Annotated in this window: 13 protein-coding genes; 3 read left to right on the forward strand and 10 right to left on the reverse strand. The window is 51.7% G+C overall.

Annotated features, from left to right (window positions below; translation table 11 throughout):
- Nucleotide 1: 1 nt before the first annotated feature.
- The 7 genes from EAH77_RS07750 to EAH77_RS07780 form a co-directional block, all read right to left on the reverse strand.
- Nucleotides 2-1048 (reverse strand): ABC transporter permease, encoded by a 1047-nt coding sequence (locus EAH77_RS07750; RefSeq protein WP_140471362.1) that lies wholly within the window; start codon nt 1046-1048, stop codon nt 2-4.
- Complete coding sequence (gene yejB, locus EAH77_RS07755; protein ID WP_140471364.1) at nt 1048-2142, reverse strand: microcin C ABC transporter permease YejB; 1095 nt, start codon at nt 2140-2142, stop codon at nt 1048-1050. Before yejB ends, EAH77_RS07750 begins: the two co-directional genes overlap by 1 nt.
- Nucleotides 2143-2152: 10 nt before the next feature.
- Nucleotides 2153-3961 carry an extracellular solute-binding protein gene (locus EAH77_RS07760; protein WP_140471366.1) on the reverse strand — a complete coding sequence of 603 codons (1809 nt, stop codon included), beginning with the start codon at nt 3959-3961 and terminating at the stop codon, nt 2153-2155.
- A gap of 225 nt (nt 3962-4186) precedes the next feature.
- Nucleotides 4187-5770: a cyclic di-GMP phosphodiesterase gene (locus tag EAH77_RS07765; protein WP_140471368.1), complete on the reverse strand. Its 1584-nt coding sequence runs from the start codon at nt 5768-5770 to the stop codon at nt 4187-4189.
- 184 nt (nt 5771-5954) lie between these two features.
- Nucleotides 5955-6539 (reverse strand): bifunctional murein DD-endopeptidase/murein LD-carboxypeptidase, encoded by a 585-nt coding sequence (gene mepS / locus EAH77_RS07770; RefSeq protein WP_140471370.1) that lies wholly within the window; start codon nt 6537-6539, stop codon nt 5955-5957.
- 449 nt (nt 6540-6988) lie between these two features.
- Nucleotides 6989-7690, reverse strand: coding sequence for a phosphatase PAP2 family protein (locus EAH77_RS07775; protein ID WP_140471372.1), 702 nt, complete (start codon nt 7688-7690; stop codon nt 6989-6991).
- A gap of 60 nt (nt 7691-7750) precedes the next feature.
- Nucleotides 7751-8725 carry a CobW family GTP-binding protein gene (locus EAH77_RS07780; RefSeq protein WP_140471374.1) on the reverse strand — a complete coding sequence of 325 codons (975 nt, stop codon included), beginning with the start codon at nt 8723-8725 and terminating at the stop codon, nt 7751-7753.
- A gap of 266 nt (nt 8726-8991) precedes the next feature.
- Between EAH77_RS07780 and EAH77_RS07785 the strand changes: the two genes are divergently transcribed.
- Nucleotides 8992-9300 (forward strand): type 1 fimbrial protein, encoded by a 309-nt coding sequence (locus EAH77_RS07785; protein WP_140471376.1) that lies wholly within the window; start codon nt 8992-8994, stop codon nt 9298-9300.
- A 237-nt stretch (nt 9301-9537) separates the two neighbouring features.
- Nucleotides 9538-10269, forward strand: coding sequence for an FCD domain-containing protein (locus tag EAH77_RS07790; RefSeq protein ID WP_140471378.1), 732 nt, complete (start codon nt 9538-9540; stop codon nt 10267-10269).
- 46 nt (nt 10270-10315) lie between these two features.
- Here EAH77_RS07790 and EAH77_RS07795 read toward each other — a convergent pair whose 3' ends face one another.
- Together EAH77_RS07795 and yeiP are read right to left on the reverse strand one after the other, a co-directional pair.
- A complete protein-coding gene (locus EAH77_RS07795; RefSeq protein ID WP_140471380.1) occupies nt 10316-11785 on the reverse strand; it encodes a mannitol dehydrogenase family protein in 1470 nt (489 codons plus the stop codon).
- A 342-nt stretch (nt 11786-12127) separates the two neighbouring features.
- On the reverse strand, nt 12128-12700 hold the full coding sequence (gene yeiP, locus EAH77_RS07800) for an elongation factor P-like protein YeiP (RefSeq protein ID WP_140471382.1): 573 nt from the start codon (nt 12698-12700) through the stop codon (nt 12128-12130).
- Nucleotides 12701-12955: 255 nt separating this feature from the next.
- On the opposite strand from yeiP, the gene EAH77_RS07805 reads away from it, so the two are divergent.
- Nucleotides 12956-13210 (forward strand): YkgJ family cysteine cluster protein, encoded by a 255-nt coding sequence (locus tag EAH77_RS07805; RefSeq protein ID WP_140471384.1) that lies wholly within the window; start codon nt 12956-12958, stop codon nt 13208-13210.
- Nucleotides 13211-13236: 26 nt separating this feature from the next.
- On the opposite strand, the gene EAH77_RS07810 is transcribed toward EAH77_RS07805, so the two are convergent.
- A complete protein-coding gene (locus EAH77_RS07810; RefSeq protein WP_140471386.1) occupies nt 13237-14421 on the reverse strand; it encodes a sugar efflux transporter in 1185 nt (394 codons plus the stop codon).
- Between the last annotated feature and the right edge of the window lie 259 nt (nt 14422-14680).

Raw genomic sequence — 14680 nt, forward strand, 5'->3', positions numbered from 1 at the left:
ATCAGCGTACCTTCCTGAAAACGGTCTGGGGCGGTGAGGCCGGGTCAAACGCATCGCGCACCGCTTCGCCGATAAAAATCAGTAACGAAAGCAGGGAGGCCAATAACACAAATGTACTGATACCCAGCCAGGGCGCTTGCAGGTTGTTTTTTCCTTCCATCAGCAGGCTGCCGAGTGATGGCGAACCGATTGGCAGGCCAAAGCCCAGAAAATCCAGTGATGCGAGCGTGGTGATTGAACCGCCGAGGATAAAGGGCAGGTAGGTCAGGGTAGCGACCATGGCGTTCGGCAGCATATGGCGCAGCATGATCATGCGGTCGCTGACGCCCATCGCCTGCGCGGCGCGGATATAATCAAAATTACGGGTGCGCAGGAATTCGGCCCGCACCACGCCGACCAGAATCATCCAGCCGGAGAGCACGCTGATCAGCAGCAGCCACCAGAAATTGGGCTGCACCACGCTCGAGAGCATGATGATAAGAAACAGCGTTGGCATTCCCGACCACACCTCAATCAGCCGTTGGCCTACCAAGTCTATCCGCCCGCCGTAATACCCCTGAATAGCGCCCGCTATCACGCCAATTATCGAGGAGAACAGCGTCAGCAGAATGCCAAAAAACAGCGAAATGCGCAGACCATAAAGTAGCTGAGCCAGCACGTCGTGGCCGCTGCTGTCAGTGCCGAGCCAGTTTTGCATGGATGGCGGAGCAGGGAAGGGTTGTTGGGTATTGAAGTTTATCGAATTAAAGCTGTGTCGGATGGGGGCCCACACCGCCCAACCGTGCGCCGTTATCTGCCCCACAACGAAAGGGTCCTGATAGTCCGCCGGGGTTTCCAGTTCGCCCCCAAAGGTGACTTCGCTGTAGTTGAACATGAATGGCGCATAAATATGGCCCTGATAGCTCACCAGCAGCGGCTTTTCGTTGGCGACCACATTGGATAACAGCGACAGGATGAACAGCAGCAGGAAAACCCACAGCGCCCAGAAGCCGCGTGAGTTGGCGCGAAAACGTGCCCAGCGGGCCTGGTTCAGGGGGGATATTGTCATTATTGGCGGCCCTCAAAGTCGATGCGCGGGTCTACCAGTGTGTAAGTGATATCGCTGATGATATTGAGCAGCAAACCAATCAGGGTGAAAATATACAAGGTGCCAAACATCACCGGGAAGTCGCGCTGGACTATGGCGTCATAGCCCAGCAGCCCCAGCCCGTGCAGGGAAAACATCACTTCGATCAGCAGTGAACCGGTGAAGAACATACTGATAAAGGTGGCCGGAAAACCGGCGATCACCAGCAGCATGGCGTTGCGGAAAACGTGGCGGTAGAGGATCTTTTTTTCGCTCAATCCTTTGGCCCGCGCGGTCACCACATACTGCTTTCTGACTTCATCCATAAAGGAGTTCTTGGTCAGCATGGTCAGGGTAGCGAACCCGCCAATCACCGTGGCCAGCACCGGCAGCGTAATGTGCCACAGGTAATCGGTGATTTTCCCATACCAGGGCAACTGGTCGAAATTGGCCGATGTCAGGCCGCGCAGCGGGAACCAGTCAAGATAACTGCCGCCGGTAAACAGTACGATGAGCAAGATGGCGAACAGAAAAGAAGGCACCGCGTAACCGATGACAATGAGTGTACTGCTCCAGTTGTCGAATGCGCTGCCGTTGTTGACCGCTTTACGAATGCCGAGCGGGATCGATACCAGATAGATAATCAGCGTACTCCACAGGCCGAGGCTGATAGAGACCGGCAGGCTGCTTTTAACCAGCTGCATAACCGACGCGCCCCGAAACAGGCTATCGCCGAAATCAAAACGCACATAACTCCACAGCATGTCGAAATAGCGTTCATGCAGTGGTTTGTCGAAGCCAAAGCGGTGGGTAATGTCTGCAATGACCTCCGGGTCCAGCCCACGTGCACCGCGATACTGACTGTCACCCACTTGGGCGACGCCGGGCATGGCTTTGCCGATGCCACCGCCACCACCGCTACCGGGTAAGCCGCTGCTCTGGCCCATCTCAATGGCGGCAATCGCCTGATCGACCGGGCCGCCTGGCGCGATCTGTACGATAAAAAAGTTGATGGTGATGATAGCCCAGAGGGTTGGGATCACCAGCAGCAGACGTCGCAATAAATAGCGGGTCACGGCAAACTCCTTAGCGACGCTCGGCCGGCAGACGCGCCGCCCGGTTCATGTCAAACCACCAGGTATCCAGTTCCAGACCGTTGGCCGGGCGGATAGCAGGCATGGAGAATTTGTCCCAGTAGGCATAACGCTCATGGTTGCTGTACCACATCGGGATCATATACATGTTCCATGTCAGTACGCGGTCCAGCGCATGGCCCAGCGCCAGCAGTTGGTCCGGCTCTCCCTGATGGGCCGCGATTTGTTCAGTCAACTGGTCAACGGCGGGATCTTTCACACCGGGTTTGTTGTAGCTGGAGTCAATATATTTGCTATTCCAGACGGTCTGCAAGTCGGAGCTGGGATAAGACGTCGCGGGATAGACCGTCGGCAGCATGTCGTAGTCCCGCTGACGCATACGGCGGACAAACTGTGAGCTATCGACTTCACGAATCTCCATGGTGATGCCCAGGCGCTGTAAATTGTGTTGGAAGGGGAGGACATATTGGGAATTGCCCCCGCTGGGCAACAGCAGTTCAAAGGTAAAAGGCTTACCGGTGTTCTGACTGACCAACTGCTGATTTTTCACCACCCACCCCGCCTGTTGCAGCAAAGCAGTGGCTTTGAGCAGGTTGGCGCGGTCATTGCCACTGCCGTCAGAACGCGGCGGTTGGTAGAGCGTATTGAACACTTCGTCAGGAACTTTGCCTTTCAGTGGCGCCAGCCACGCCAGCTCCGCTGCGTCGGGGTAATTCTTCGCCATATAGTCGGTGTTCTGAAAATAGCTGTCAGCACGCTGGTAGGCGCTGTAATAGAGCGCTTTATTCATCCAGTCGAAGTCAAAAGCCAGCGTAATGGCTTCGCGTACACGGCGGTCGCTGAACTGTGGTCGTTGAATGTTGAAGGCCAACCAGCGGGTGTCTTGTGCCGCCTGGTTCTCCTCGTCCTGTTTGACGATGTAATTCTTGCTGAAGTTGGTGCCCTGATACTGCGCCGTCCATTTCTTCGGCGAGGATTCCAGACGAAAATCGAACGCGCCGGACTTGAAAGCTTCCAAAGCGACATTATCATCCAGATAGTAGTCGTAGCGGATGGTGTTGAAGTTATAGCGTCCTCGGTTGACCGGCAGATTGGCCGCCCAGTAATCGGGCACGCGGGAGTACGTAATGTATTGCCCCAGTTTGTAGTCACTAATGCGGTAAGGGCCGCTGCTTAATGGCGGAACCGACAGGGGTTCGTTGAATTTATGTTTTTCCCAGAATACTTGCGGCAGGATGGGCAGCCCCAGCAGGCCAAGCATCATGTCTTTATCGGGGCGCGGCAGCACTATTCTTACCGTCAGACGGGAGATTGCTTTCACTTCGGCGCCTTTGTACACCACGCGAAATTGCGGCACACCTTCGGTCATGAATTTTTTGAAGGTGAAGGCGACATCGTTGGCGATGATCGGACTACCGTCATGAAAACGGGCGTGCGGATTGATGTCCACTTCCACCCAGCGGAAATTGCTGTCATAGCGGGCGGAATCGGCAATGAGGGGATAATAGCTGCCAATTTCATCGCTCGATGTGGTGAACAGGCTGTCATACAGCGTATCGGTGCGCGCGGCGGCGTTGCCGCGCGAGGCATAACGGTTGAAATTATCGTAAGTGCCGATGGTGGCGAGGCGGATGGTGCCGCCTTTCGGGGCCGCAGGATTAACGTAATCAAAATTGCTGAAATTGGAGACGTATTTTGGCTCACCCAAAATCGCAAAAGCGTAGCTGTCTTGAATGGTCTCAGCCTGAGCGCACAGGCTCAGCAGGGTCAATAAGGCTGCGGTGAAGAGTCGCGAAAACATCCTGGAGATAACTCCTGCTAAAACGACAGGGCTTCGCGGCATTGCCTTGCTGGCTGCGTAGAATTCTGCCGGTATATGATGATGGACGCGTAGGTAAAGTGATTGAAACGGTTACCAATAGCGCTTTTTCCCAGATTTTGGCTGTTGTACCACACTCTGAAACTGAGTCTACGACAAATAGCGCCTGTGAGGAAAATGGCACACATGTAGCCTGTGCTGCGGGGGCTACTCTTCCGGCAGCACGTCGCCGCCGTTGGTCTCCAGCGTAAAGTGCATCAGTTCTTCAACCGACAGCGGCTTACTGTACAAATATCCCTGCAACAGTGTGACGCCGTGATTACGCAGGTATTCAGCCTGCTGCACCGTCTCGACGCCTTCGGCCACGGTTTTCAGTTTTAGCTCTTCCGTCAGCTTCAGCACGGTATCCAGTACCGGGGCGATTAACGTGTTCTGGTCGATAGACATCACGAATCCACGGTCGATTTTCAGATAATCCAGCGTGAATTTCTCCAGATAAATCAGCGCACTGTGCCCAGTACCAAAGTCATCTATCGCGATTTCAATACCCTGATGGCGCAGCCAGTTGAATTCCCGCAGGGCATTTTCGTTATCAATCATGCCGCGCTCGGTAATTTCAAACACAATCTGGAAGTGGTCTTCGGGCATGGCAGAAAGGAAATTCATCACATCATCGCGGAAGCTGACTTTGTTCATATGATGTGGAGAGATATTGATGCCGAATTTGGCCTTGAACGGCATCACCTGCTTAAGACGGTGCGCATCGGCCGCAGCTAACTGCATCATGCGCTGCGTCAGGGGCACAATCATGCCCTGTGACTCCGCGTAGCTGATGAAGATATCAGGCGGAATTCGTCCTTCAACGGGATGCTGCCAGCGCATCAGAGCTTCCAGACCGGCAACTTTCAGCGTTTGAGTTTCCATCACCGGCTGGTACTCGACAAAGAACTGGCCGTCTCTTAAACCGAGGATAATTTCCCGTTCCGGGTTGTGGCGGCTCACCAGAGTGAAATAGATCAGTGCGCCGACCATCAGGCTCAAGAGTATTGCAGCCAGCAGGGTGAAGCGAATATTTTCACCGGTAATTTGCGGGGCATACAGACGCAAGGTGAACGGATAGTCCCCGACTTTTATTTCAGAATAGTGAGAGTCAGGCAGATTTTTTATCGGAATAAGTGTGGTGCTGATCGACGTCAGGGCGCTGTCGCCAATGATCAGAGCAAAGCCGTGATAGCCTTCATCATTCTGGGTAAAGAGTAGATAAGGTGAGAGCGTCAGCTCAATGGTGGCGAGGACGCCGTTGCCTGCGCTGTCGGGATCGCGATACCAGATAGCAATCACGGGCCGATTGGGGACAAAACGGGTGCCTTGTTCCAGCTGAATATCGAGGGGTTTATGCCAGTCAATTCTGGAGAAAATATCTTCGACAGTCAGTGTCATCTCGCCGGTGGCCGATGAGCAATACACCATACCTTCGCGCACCAGCAGAAATTCACGCACGCCCAGCGTCAGCGCGGCATCCCGGCTCAGTTGATCGCTGGCCATATCACAGCTTTTGTCCGGCATATGACCCAGACGCTTCATGGTATCGGTCAGGTTTTGCAAATATGTGGTGCTGAACTGGACAGTTCGCGCGCCAATCAGTTGTTGCTGTTGCTCATTCTTTAAAGCAATGACGTACAGGGTAGCGGCGCTGAAAACAAAAAAAAGCAGAGTGGCAGCAACAATACTTTTAATCAGATAATTGCGTCTGGGTAAAACAGTGTGGGTGAGAGCCGATTTCAACCCCATTTTATCAACCTTCACTCATGATGTTGCGGAAATAAAAGTATAACGTAAGGCGATGAATAGCAGTCATTAATTAAACTTTAGTGAGTTTTCAAAAAGGAAGTGGGCTCATAGGCAAAAAAAACGCCATCCGGGGATGACGTTTTTTTATTCGCTTGGCTTAGGACAACAAGAGTGAGTGCTTTATTTAGCTGTGTTCACCGCTCGCTAAAACACGTCTTGCTTCACGGAAACGCGCATTCCAATAAGTCTCTTTCAGGTTTGAAATCATCACACCGTTGCTGGTGGAGGCATGAACAAACTGATCGTTACCTAAATAAATACCGACGTGACGGCCTGTTGAGCCTGCACGGAACAGAACCAGATCGCCTGCACGCAGTTTAGTGCGCTGGATTTTCTTGCCCTTTTCTTCCTGTTCATAAGTCGAACGAGGTAAATCCATACCAAATTGTTCGCGGAATGTTACCTGAACGAAGGCTGAGCAATCGATACCACGCTTGCTGTCACCACCTAACCGATAACGAACGCCTTTCCAGTCAGCATACTGATCCATAATTTTGGATTTTACGTTGACGCTACGAACCATTGCTTCGAATTCATCCTGAGAGGCTTGCAGTAGAAGACCATCTTTGTCATTTACTGCACGCATATCAGTTTGCGCGCTTTCTGTGTTCGAAGAATGTATACCACTACACGCGGAGAGAATAATTGCCGCGCCAATCGCGGGAATTATCCGCGTGATATATCTCAGAAACGGTTGAGACTTGACCATTATTATTGTTATCCCTTGATGTCCTTAACGATTAAATCGTTATAAATTGCCAAACGAAGCGAGACTACCTGCTGCAATCAGAGGCGGCAAACGCCTGGTCAGGGAAACGTGCGTTAGCGCACAATTTTCCTCGAATCAAGCCGTTTATGCCACATTTCTGTGCAAACGCATTGGAGATTACCGTAATGAATAGGGGATTGCGAGAGGTTTTATGGGATTTTTTATATGAAATTGTGATGTAAAGTGATGTTAGCATTAATGTAATAAATGATGATTGATATTTGTACGGCTTTAGAGCTAAACCGCCTCACAAGCGGCCTGCCAGACATAAATCCGCAAATGCTTTGCCATAAAATATCTTTAAAATATGCTCGGTACTGCACAGAAAACATTACGGACCATAATAATTCGCTATGATTGCAAAAAATAATCATGGCCGTAAAAAAAGATTAACCCCGGCGTAATTTAGGGAGTTTATGATCCAGCCAGTTCACGAGCGCATCACTTGCGGGTGTCATTAACCACCAACTGGCCCCTGCCAGAACCACGGACATTGAACCTACCGCAATATCGGTAAACCAGTGCGCGCCAATCATCACCCGTGGCAATGAGAAGGTGATGGTGATCAACATCGCCATCGCAAACGCCCCTTTGCCCAGATAACGCAGCATGAAGCAGCAAAATACCATCAGCATCATTCCGTGATCACCGGGGAAACTGTCGCCAGAAGCATCTTTGGTCGCAATACCCGTTAGCTGACTCACGCGGTTGACGCCCGGAAAGCTTAGCGATGGGCTTTTATGGCTGATGGGCAACAGATGTCCCAACTGGTTAAGTACCACTGCGGTTAGCAGCATTACCACACCAATGATAATCATGCGGCGGCGTTCTGCGGTATCGCGCTTTATATAAAATGATAAATAGAGCAGCCCCATCACCAGCAGTGAAATACCGTCGAAAGCACGGTTATTGGTGATGGCGACCAGGTGCAGAAAGGTGTCGCTGGTCGCCAGGTGTCGATTGAAATAGAAGAAAATAGAAGTATCTATCGGCAACCAAAAGCCGTGATGGATGGGCAGGTAATACGATAGAAAAAGCGCAATGCCGAGGGCATTGCACAGCAGGATAGTGGGGAGGTTGCGGCGCCACATAAGTAAAAACCTGTTTTTAGCGAATGTTAAGTATTTTAGAAAGGCGATACGTTAAGTTGTCTAACCTAAACGAATCTTCAACAAAGAAGATTGCAGTGCGTTCCATTGGGCCTCATCGCGTGTAATAAGCTCAATCCGGCTGTCCAGCGGAGCGACGGGTCGTGTCTCAATCTTCAAGTCCTGCCCTTGTCTGTTTACCAGCAGCGTGCCTTCTTTAATGCGCATCACGCCTTTCACGCGTTCTACCGGCATCAGACGTACCCAGTCGAGCAACGCCACGGTATCGAATACCGTTTCCCCATCGAAAATCCAGCCACAGCTTGAATAACCGTCAGCCTGATTCAGCGCCCTGCGCCAGCGCTGATTACCTGGCAGGCTCAGCGCTGCCAGCCCGCGTGGTGAGGCATGGGCATGGTGGTGCGTACCGTCCGGTAATGGAGCCTGATTAAGGCGCGGTCGATCCAGCAGGTTTATGTCGATAGCGCCATGCGAGGCGATCACCACCTCGCGATTCGCGGCCCACTGGCTTTGCCAGACAGTCAGCGCCTGATGGTCTTGATCTGAATAGGCGTCGGTTTTGTTGGCCACGATCACGTCAGCAGCTGCCAGCTGATCGCGGAAGTTTTCATTCTCCACGGTGCGCTGATCGCTGAGATTACGGGCGTCAAGCAAGCACAGCGACGCATTGAGCGTCAACCAGTTGTTGTAAATCTCAGAGGTCAGTAAAGAAAGGATTTGCTTCGGATGACCAAGGCCGGTCGGTTCGATCAGCAGACGATCGGGGCGGGTCTGCTGTAATAACATATTCAGTCCGACCTGCATCGGCAGTCCGTTTACGCAACACATGCAGCCGCCGGGGATCTCTTTGAGCACAGCACCGCTGTCTGCCAGAAGCGCACCATCAATACCCACTTCGCCGAATTCATTAACCAGAACGGCCCACTTTTCGCCATCTGGTTTTTGCGCCAGTAAATGGCGAATGGTCGTGGTTTTGCCACTGCCAAGAAAACCGGTAATGAGATTGGTTTTGGTCATCGAAAACTCCCTTTTTATAGCACGCTTCGTATCGTATTGAAAATGTTGTTATTTTTTGTTTTTCGACTTTTTTAGTCGAAAAAGAAGATCAATAAGATGCCGTTTACGCTCAAGGAAATCCACTTCTGCGCCGATGAGAAAGTATCAACCGCACGTTGTGTTGTTATTACTCAGGACCCTCTTACTTTCGTGATAAGAAATTTCCGTCCCTTTTTGTGAAGTTATTCTAATGTTAATGATGAGTAAACAACGGTAACGAGGTAACCATGAACAGATTAGCGATGCTCCTGTTTTTTGGATTTTGTACCTCAGGGATGACGCAGGCGGCAGTAAACCCTTCATCGGGTACTATCCATTTCTACGGTGCCATAGTAGAAGACGCGTGCAGCTTAAATACAACTCAAAACAATGTCACAACCCGTTGTTTTCGTGATGGAAAAGATATCATTCAGACTCGAACTTTAGCGACCGGTAATCTGCCAAATTTTTCTTTACCCAAGTCCCTGGGGCGCGTGACGACACAGTATATCAACAACAATCCTCATCTGGCCGTTATGACCGTGGCGTATAACTGAGCCGCGTAAATAAGTTATCTTGCTAATCAATGGCGCAGGGCTGTTTCTCTGCGCCATAAATGGTCTGACACGTTGTTGTTTTTGGCCTATCCAATGTTGACCCCACCGACACTTTCCAGCCCCTGAACGCGACACACCTTCAGCGCGTGATATACTTTAGCCTCGTTTTTCCGGCATTAAGCGATGGTGTTCCGCGCTTTATTTGCCTGACCAATTCCTTATTTTCAGGACGATGTAATGCGACTTTATCAGGAGATCGGCGGAAAATTACGCAGCGCAATAGAAGCAGGTGATTACCTGGTCGGCGACCGGCTACCGCCAGAGAGGGACATTGCTGAAACCTTTTCGGTCAGCCGCAGCGTGGTGCGTGAAGCGTTAATCATGCTGGAACTGGAGAAGAGAGTTGAAGTGCGCAAAGGTTCAGGCGTCTATGTGCTTCCACGTCAGCCTGAGGCCAATATATTTCGCGGCGACACCGGATATGGACCGTTCGAACTTTTGCAGGCCAGACAACTGTTAGAAAGTGAAGTGGCGGCCTTTGCGGCAATGCAGGCCACCAAAAATGATATTCTCAAAATGCGCGATGCCATCGATCAGGAACGCGGGTTTATTGAGCGTGGAGAAGTGGATGAAACTGCCGACGAGTTATTCCACACTTTACTGGCACAGGCTTCGCAAAATAGTGTGCTGGCGAATATGGTGGTGGATTTGTGGCAAATCCGTAAAGGCAGCGCGATGTGGCAAGGTATTCAGCAGCACGTTGGCAAGAGCGACCATGGCCAGCAGTGGCTGCTGGACCATCAGAAAATTTTGCAGGCCATATTGAGGCGTGACCCAAAAGCGGCCAAACAAGCGATGTGGCAGCATTTGGAAAACGTGAAAATCATGCTGCTGGAAGTCTCCGATGCCGAAGACCCGGCATTCGACGGTTTTCTGTTTGAATCCATACCTGCGGTTTTGAACAAATAAAGGCTGCCGGTGGCAGCCTTCAGAAGAGACACAATACAAGTCTCTCTTAACTGACCAACAAGGCGACGCTCTGTTTAGCACCGTTTGCCTGCAGGCTGGCATAGGCCTGCTGAATGGCATTCACGGCTTTCACGTTTTGCGGCAACTGCTCACCAAATACTGAGGTTAACGCCAGCAGGGCGTTGACTCTCGCTTCGCCGTCTTGCGTAGATGCGACAATTTCTGCCAGTTGTTTGGCCATCGGATCTTTGATGTCAATTGCTGCGCCAGCATCATCGACACCCCCGACGTAACGTATCCATCCTGCCACACCCAGCGCCAGACACGCAAAGGGCCCCCCGTTGGCAAGATGCCAGCGCACTGAGTCGAGCATACGCTGCGGCAGTTTCATCGTGCCGTCCATGGCAATTTGCCAGGTGCGGTGTTTGAGCGCCGTATTACAATATCGGGCGATGAGGCTATCGGCATAGGCTTGCAAATCTACGCCCTTAACGCTCAGCGTCGGTGCCTGCTCCTCTAACATCAGGCGATGTGCTGCCTGCTTGTAATGGCTATCTTCCATGCATTCATTGATGTACTGATAACCTGCCAGATAGCCGAGATACGCCAGAAACGAATGACTGCCGTTGAGCATGCGCAACTTCATCTGTTCGAAAGGGAGTACGTCGGCCACTAGCTGAGCACCGACGTCCTCCCAGGCAGGACGCCCGGCGACAAAATTGTCTTCCACCACCCACTGAATGAACGGTTCACAGGCGATGCCACAAGGGTCAGCAACGCCTCCCAGTGCGGTAGTGATCTCCTGCAAGGTATCTTCAGTGGCAGCCGGGACAATACGATCAACCATGGTGCTCGGGAAGGTCACGTTGCTGCTGATCCATTCAGCGAGTTCGACAGAACGGGCAGTGGCCATACCCAGAATCGCTTTTTTCACCACGTGGCCGTTTTCCGGGATGTTGTCGCAAGACAGAACGGTAAAGCCCGGCAGGCCGCGCTGATGGCGTATCCGTAGTGCCTCAACCAGAACCCCCGGTGCCGTAGACGGGGCATGCTCACCGGTTAAGTCCTGTTGGATTTGCGGATGGTTCAGGTCCAGTTCGCCGCTGCCAGGCTCAATGCAATAGCCCTTTTCAGTGACCGTCAGTGACACAATGGCCACCTGAGGTTCGGCCATTTTTTCGATAATCGCTTGCAGACCGTCAACACTGCCATGCATGGACTCATGTACGGAACCCACCACGATGGCCTGGTTTCCTTCTGCCCCTTTTTCCAGCACGGTGAAGAGGTGATCCTGCCGTTGCAGGGACTGAATCAAAGAAGGGTCACCGAACAGGCTGATTTCACAAAACCCCCAGTCTCCGCCTTGTTGATTGAGCACACGGTCGGTCAGTAACGCTTGATGCGCCCGGTGAAAAGCCCCGAAGCCAAGATGCACAATGCGGGTTTTCAACAGACTGCGATCGTACTTCGGTAATTGCACACCGGCAGGCAGTGATTCTGTGACGATAGTTTTCATACACAACTCCATAACGTTATACCCGTGTTACTTCCAGTTGCTGGTACGTTGACTGCGACTCGAATGACTCAGGATAGAGAACAGTGATAATTGGTCAGGCCAAAAATGAGTTTGTATTAAGCGTTGTGCGGCAAGCGGTCTTGCTGGCGGCATTTCAGTCATAAAACAGGCTTTAGAGTGTAAAGTCATATGACAGAAATGAAAATTGGTTAGTCCAGATTCGCGTCACTTTTGTGAGACAGATCGAAAGAGATGGCGTTTTGGGTAAGTTTTCACGTCAATAAAGGCGATAAAAAAGAGCGCCAGAGCGCTCTTAGTCAAAATCAGTGATGGGAATCTGACTTAGTCAGCACGGCCCATATAACGGCGTTCTGCAATATGAATGCGAATTTTGTCGCCTTGGCTCAGGTATTCCGGTACCTGAATGCTCAGGCCGGTGCTCATTACCGCGGGTTTGTTACGTGCACTGGCGGATGCCCCTTTAATACCTGGCGCTGTTTCTACAATTTCCAGATCGACCGTCTGCGGCATTTCCAGTGCCAGAAGTTGGCTATCGAGCGTCAACACTTGCATGCCCTGCAGACCTTCCTCAGGAATGAACAGCAGTTCTTCTTCGATTTGCGCCTTATTGAAGGTGAACGGCGTAAAATCTTCGTCATCCATAAAGATATATTCATCACCGTCGACGTAGGAGAAGTTCACCCGGCGGCGGGTCAGGGTGACGGTATCGAGGATGTCGTCGCCTTTAAAACGCTCTTCAACTTTCCCGCCAGTACGCACATCAGCAAAGCGCATTTTATACAGGGTGCTGGCACCGCGTGCGCTCGGGCTTTGAACATCGATGTCTTTTACCAGCAGCAGTTTACCGTCATAGTTAACGACAAAACCGCGTTTAATTTCGTTAGCACGTGCCATATAAATACCTGTCCACAAAGAAGAGAAAATATTTTGCGACACGTTACTCGCGACGCAGATTTCAGGCAAGCGTCTCGCACAAAAAGAGTGATGGAAAGCCCGCTGCCGCGCTGTTTGTTAACGCAATACTGTTTTGCGTTGCGCTCATTAAAAGTAAGCGTAGCCAATAAGTTTCAATGAGGGAATATTTCACTGGTGACGCTTCGGGGCATTCTGTTATTGTCGCGCCTCACTAAAAGCCTGTCGGAGGCGCTGATGGACTGTCGTACCCATTGTGGGGCCTGCTGTATTGCGCCATCTATTTCCAGCCCCATCCCTGGCATGCCTAACGGCAAGCCGGCAAACACTCGCTGTATTCACCTCGCGGATGACTTCCTGTGCAACATCTTTACATCCCCGTTGCGCCCGAAAGTTTGCGGCAGTTTACAGGCCAGCCGCGAGATGTGTCACAGCCACCGCGACGATGCCCTGATTTACCTGACGCAACTTGAAATTGACACCGCGCCTTAAACCGGCAAGCTTTGCGGTTCCGCCAGTTATGCATCCACGTTTTTTACCCGCCAGATACAAAATACTGACCCGACCACCATCGCGAACGCCGCGTAAAACACCGCATGATAACTCCAGAATTGCGCCACCAGACCAGCCGAAGAACCGGCTAAAATCCAGCCTGCACGTGTTGTGTTGGTGAACAGTGTGGTGGCGGCTCCCGCCTGACCAGGCATTAAATCCTGGAAGTAGAGCATGCCGATCCCCGCCAGAATGCCGATGAAAATCGCGTTCAGCAGTTGTAACGCTATCAGCGCGATCGGCCCGGTGGTAAACAGTAAACAACCGTAAAACGCCACACCGGCCATCACCGCTACACGCATCAGGAAACGTTTCCCCAACTGTCTTGCCAGATAACCGGCGATCAGCATGGTGGGGATCTCAAGACCGGCCGCGCTGCCCATCAGTACACCGGCCAGTTTCTCTGGCAGATGCAATTCGCTCACCACATACAGCGGCATGTTGATCAAATAAATACTGTTGGCTGCCCACATCAGTGTGCAGGCGATAAACAGCAGCAGGGTATCGCGGCGGTTACGGCGGGGCGCTTCCAGCGTGGCGGTGGTTTTGATCATCGCTTTAGGCATGGACGGCAGGAACATCCACACCATCAGCCCACACAGCAGGAAAGCCAGCGTTGCCGCGATATACATGAACGGGAAGCCAAAACCCATGGACATCGCGAAGGCCAGTGGTGGGCCGACCACCCAGGCCAGCGATACTTGTGCACGCAAAATAGAGCTAAACATGACGGCTTCACGGCCGGTTTTTTCTGCGTGCTCACGTGCCAGCGCGAAAAGCTGTGGGTTGGCGGTGGAACCGAAGCTGGAGAGCAGCACGCCAATAAATAGCAGAATGAAGTAATTGCGGTTGAAGGCAAACAGCACGCAGGCCATAGCGCCGAGCAGACAGCAATACAGAATCAGGGTTTTACGGTCACCGCGTTTATCCGACCAACTGGCCAGTAATTGGCTGACGAAAATGCCGATCACCGCACTGCCCGTAAAGAAGATCCCCACCATAAAGGGGCTTACATGTACCTCTGAGGTCAGGAAGAGACTTAGCGTCGGTGTTTGCAGCGCACCGGCAATGCCGGAAAGAAAGGCAATGATCAGAAACGCAGTAGAAGTGACGTCAGGTAAACGGCGCGCGGAAGTGGTGGATGTCGACATGTTTTACAGTTGAACCGGTAAGGAAAGGGGAAAAATTTGCGCAAATATTACGCTTGTTTAAAAAAAACGAAAACCCGTTTTAGTCAGTAAAAGGTCAATACGGTGCCTATTTGCCATACTCATTAATGAAATCGCACATTGTGTTAAAAAATGGCCAAGACTCGACTCTACGACGCGGGTGAAATTGGCCTATTCACGGTAATAATTTTCGCGTCAGCTTAGGTTCAGCTTTATGGGGTAAAAAAGGCTCTGGGTTATG

Origin of the sequence: Ewingella americana (genome assembly GCF_006438725.1) — a bacterium.
GTDB classification, from domain to species: domain Bacteria; phylum Pseudomonadota; class Gammaproteobacteria; order Enterobacterales; family Enterobacteriaceae; genus Ewingella; species Ewingella americana_A.

Coding starts and splice junctions, on each gene's coding strand:
- EAH77_RS07750 (WP_140471362.1), bottom strand. CDS start 1,048: ATGACAATATCCCCCCTGAACCAGGCCCGCTGGGCACGTTTTCGCGCC.
- EAH77_RS07760 (WP_140471366.1), bottom strand. CDS start 3,961: ATGTTTTCGCGACTCTTCACCGCAGCCTTATTGACCCTGCTGAGCCTG.
- EAH77_RS07765 (WP_140471368.1), bottom strand. CDS start 5,770: ATGGGGTTGAAATCGGCTCTCACCCACACTGTTTTACCCAGACGCAAT.
- mepS (WP_140471370.1), bottom strand. CDS start 6,539: ATGGTCAAGTCTCAACCGTTTCTGAGATATATCACGCGGATAATTCCC.
- EAH77_RS07775 (WP_140471372.1), bottom strand. CDS start 7,690: ATGTGGCGCCGCAACCTCCCCACTATCCTGCTGTGCAATGCCCTCGGC.
- EAH77_RS07780 (WP_140471374.1), bottom strand. CDS start 8,725: ATGACCAAAACCAATCTCATTACCGGTTTTCTTGGCAGTGGCAAAACC.
- EAH77_RS07785 (WP_140471376.1), top strand. CDS start 8,992: ATGAACAGATTAGCGATGCTCCTGTTTTTTGGATTTTGTACCTCAGGG.
- EAH77_RS07790 (WP_140471378.1), top strand. CDS start 9,538: ATGCGACTTTATCAGGAGATCGGCGGAAAATTACGCAGCGCAATAGAA.
- EAH77_RS07795 (WP_140471380.1), bottom strand. CDS start 11,785: ATGAAAACTATCGTCACAGAATCACTGCCTGCCGGTGTGCAATTACCG.
- yeiP (WP_140471382.1), bottom strand. CDS start 12,700: ATGGCACGTGCTAACGAAATTAAACGCGGTTTTGTCGTTAACTATGAC.
- EAH77_RS07805 (WP_140471384.1), top strand. CDS start 12,956: ATGGACTGTCGTACCCATTGTGGGGCCTGCTGTATTGCGCCATCTATT.
- EAH77_RS07810 (WP_140471386.1), bottom strand. CDS start 14,421: ATGTCGACATCCACCACTTCCGCGCGCCGTTTACCTGACGTCACTTCT.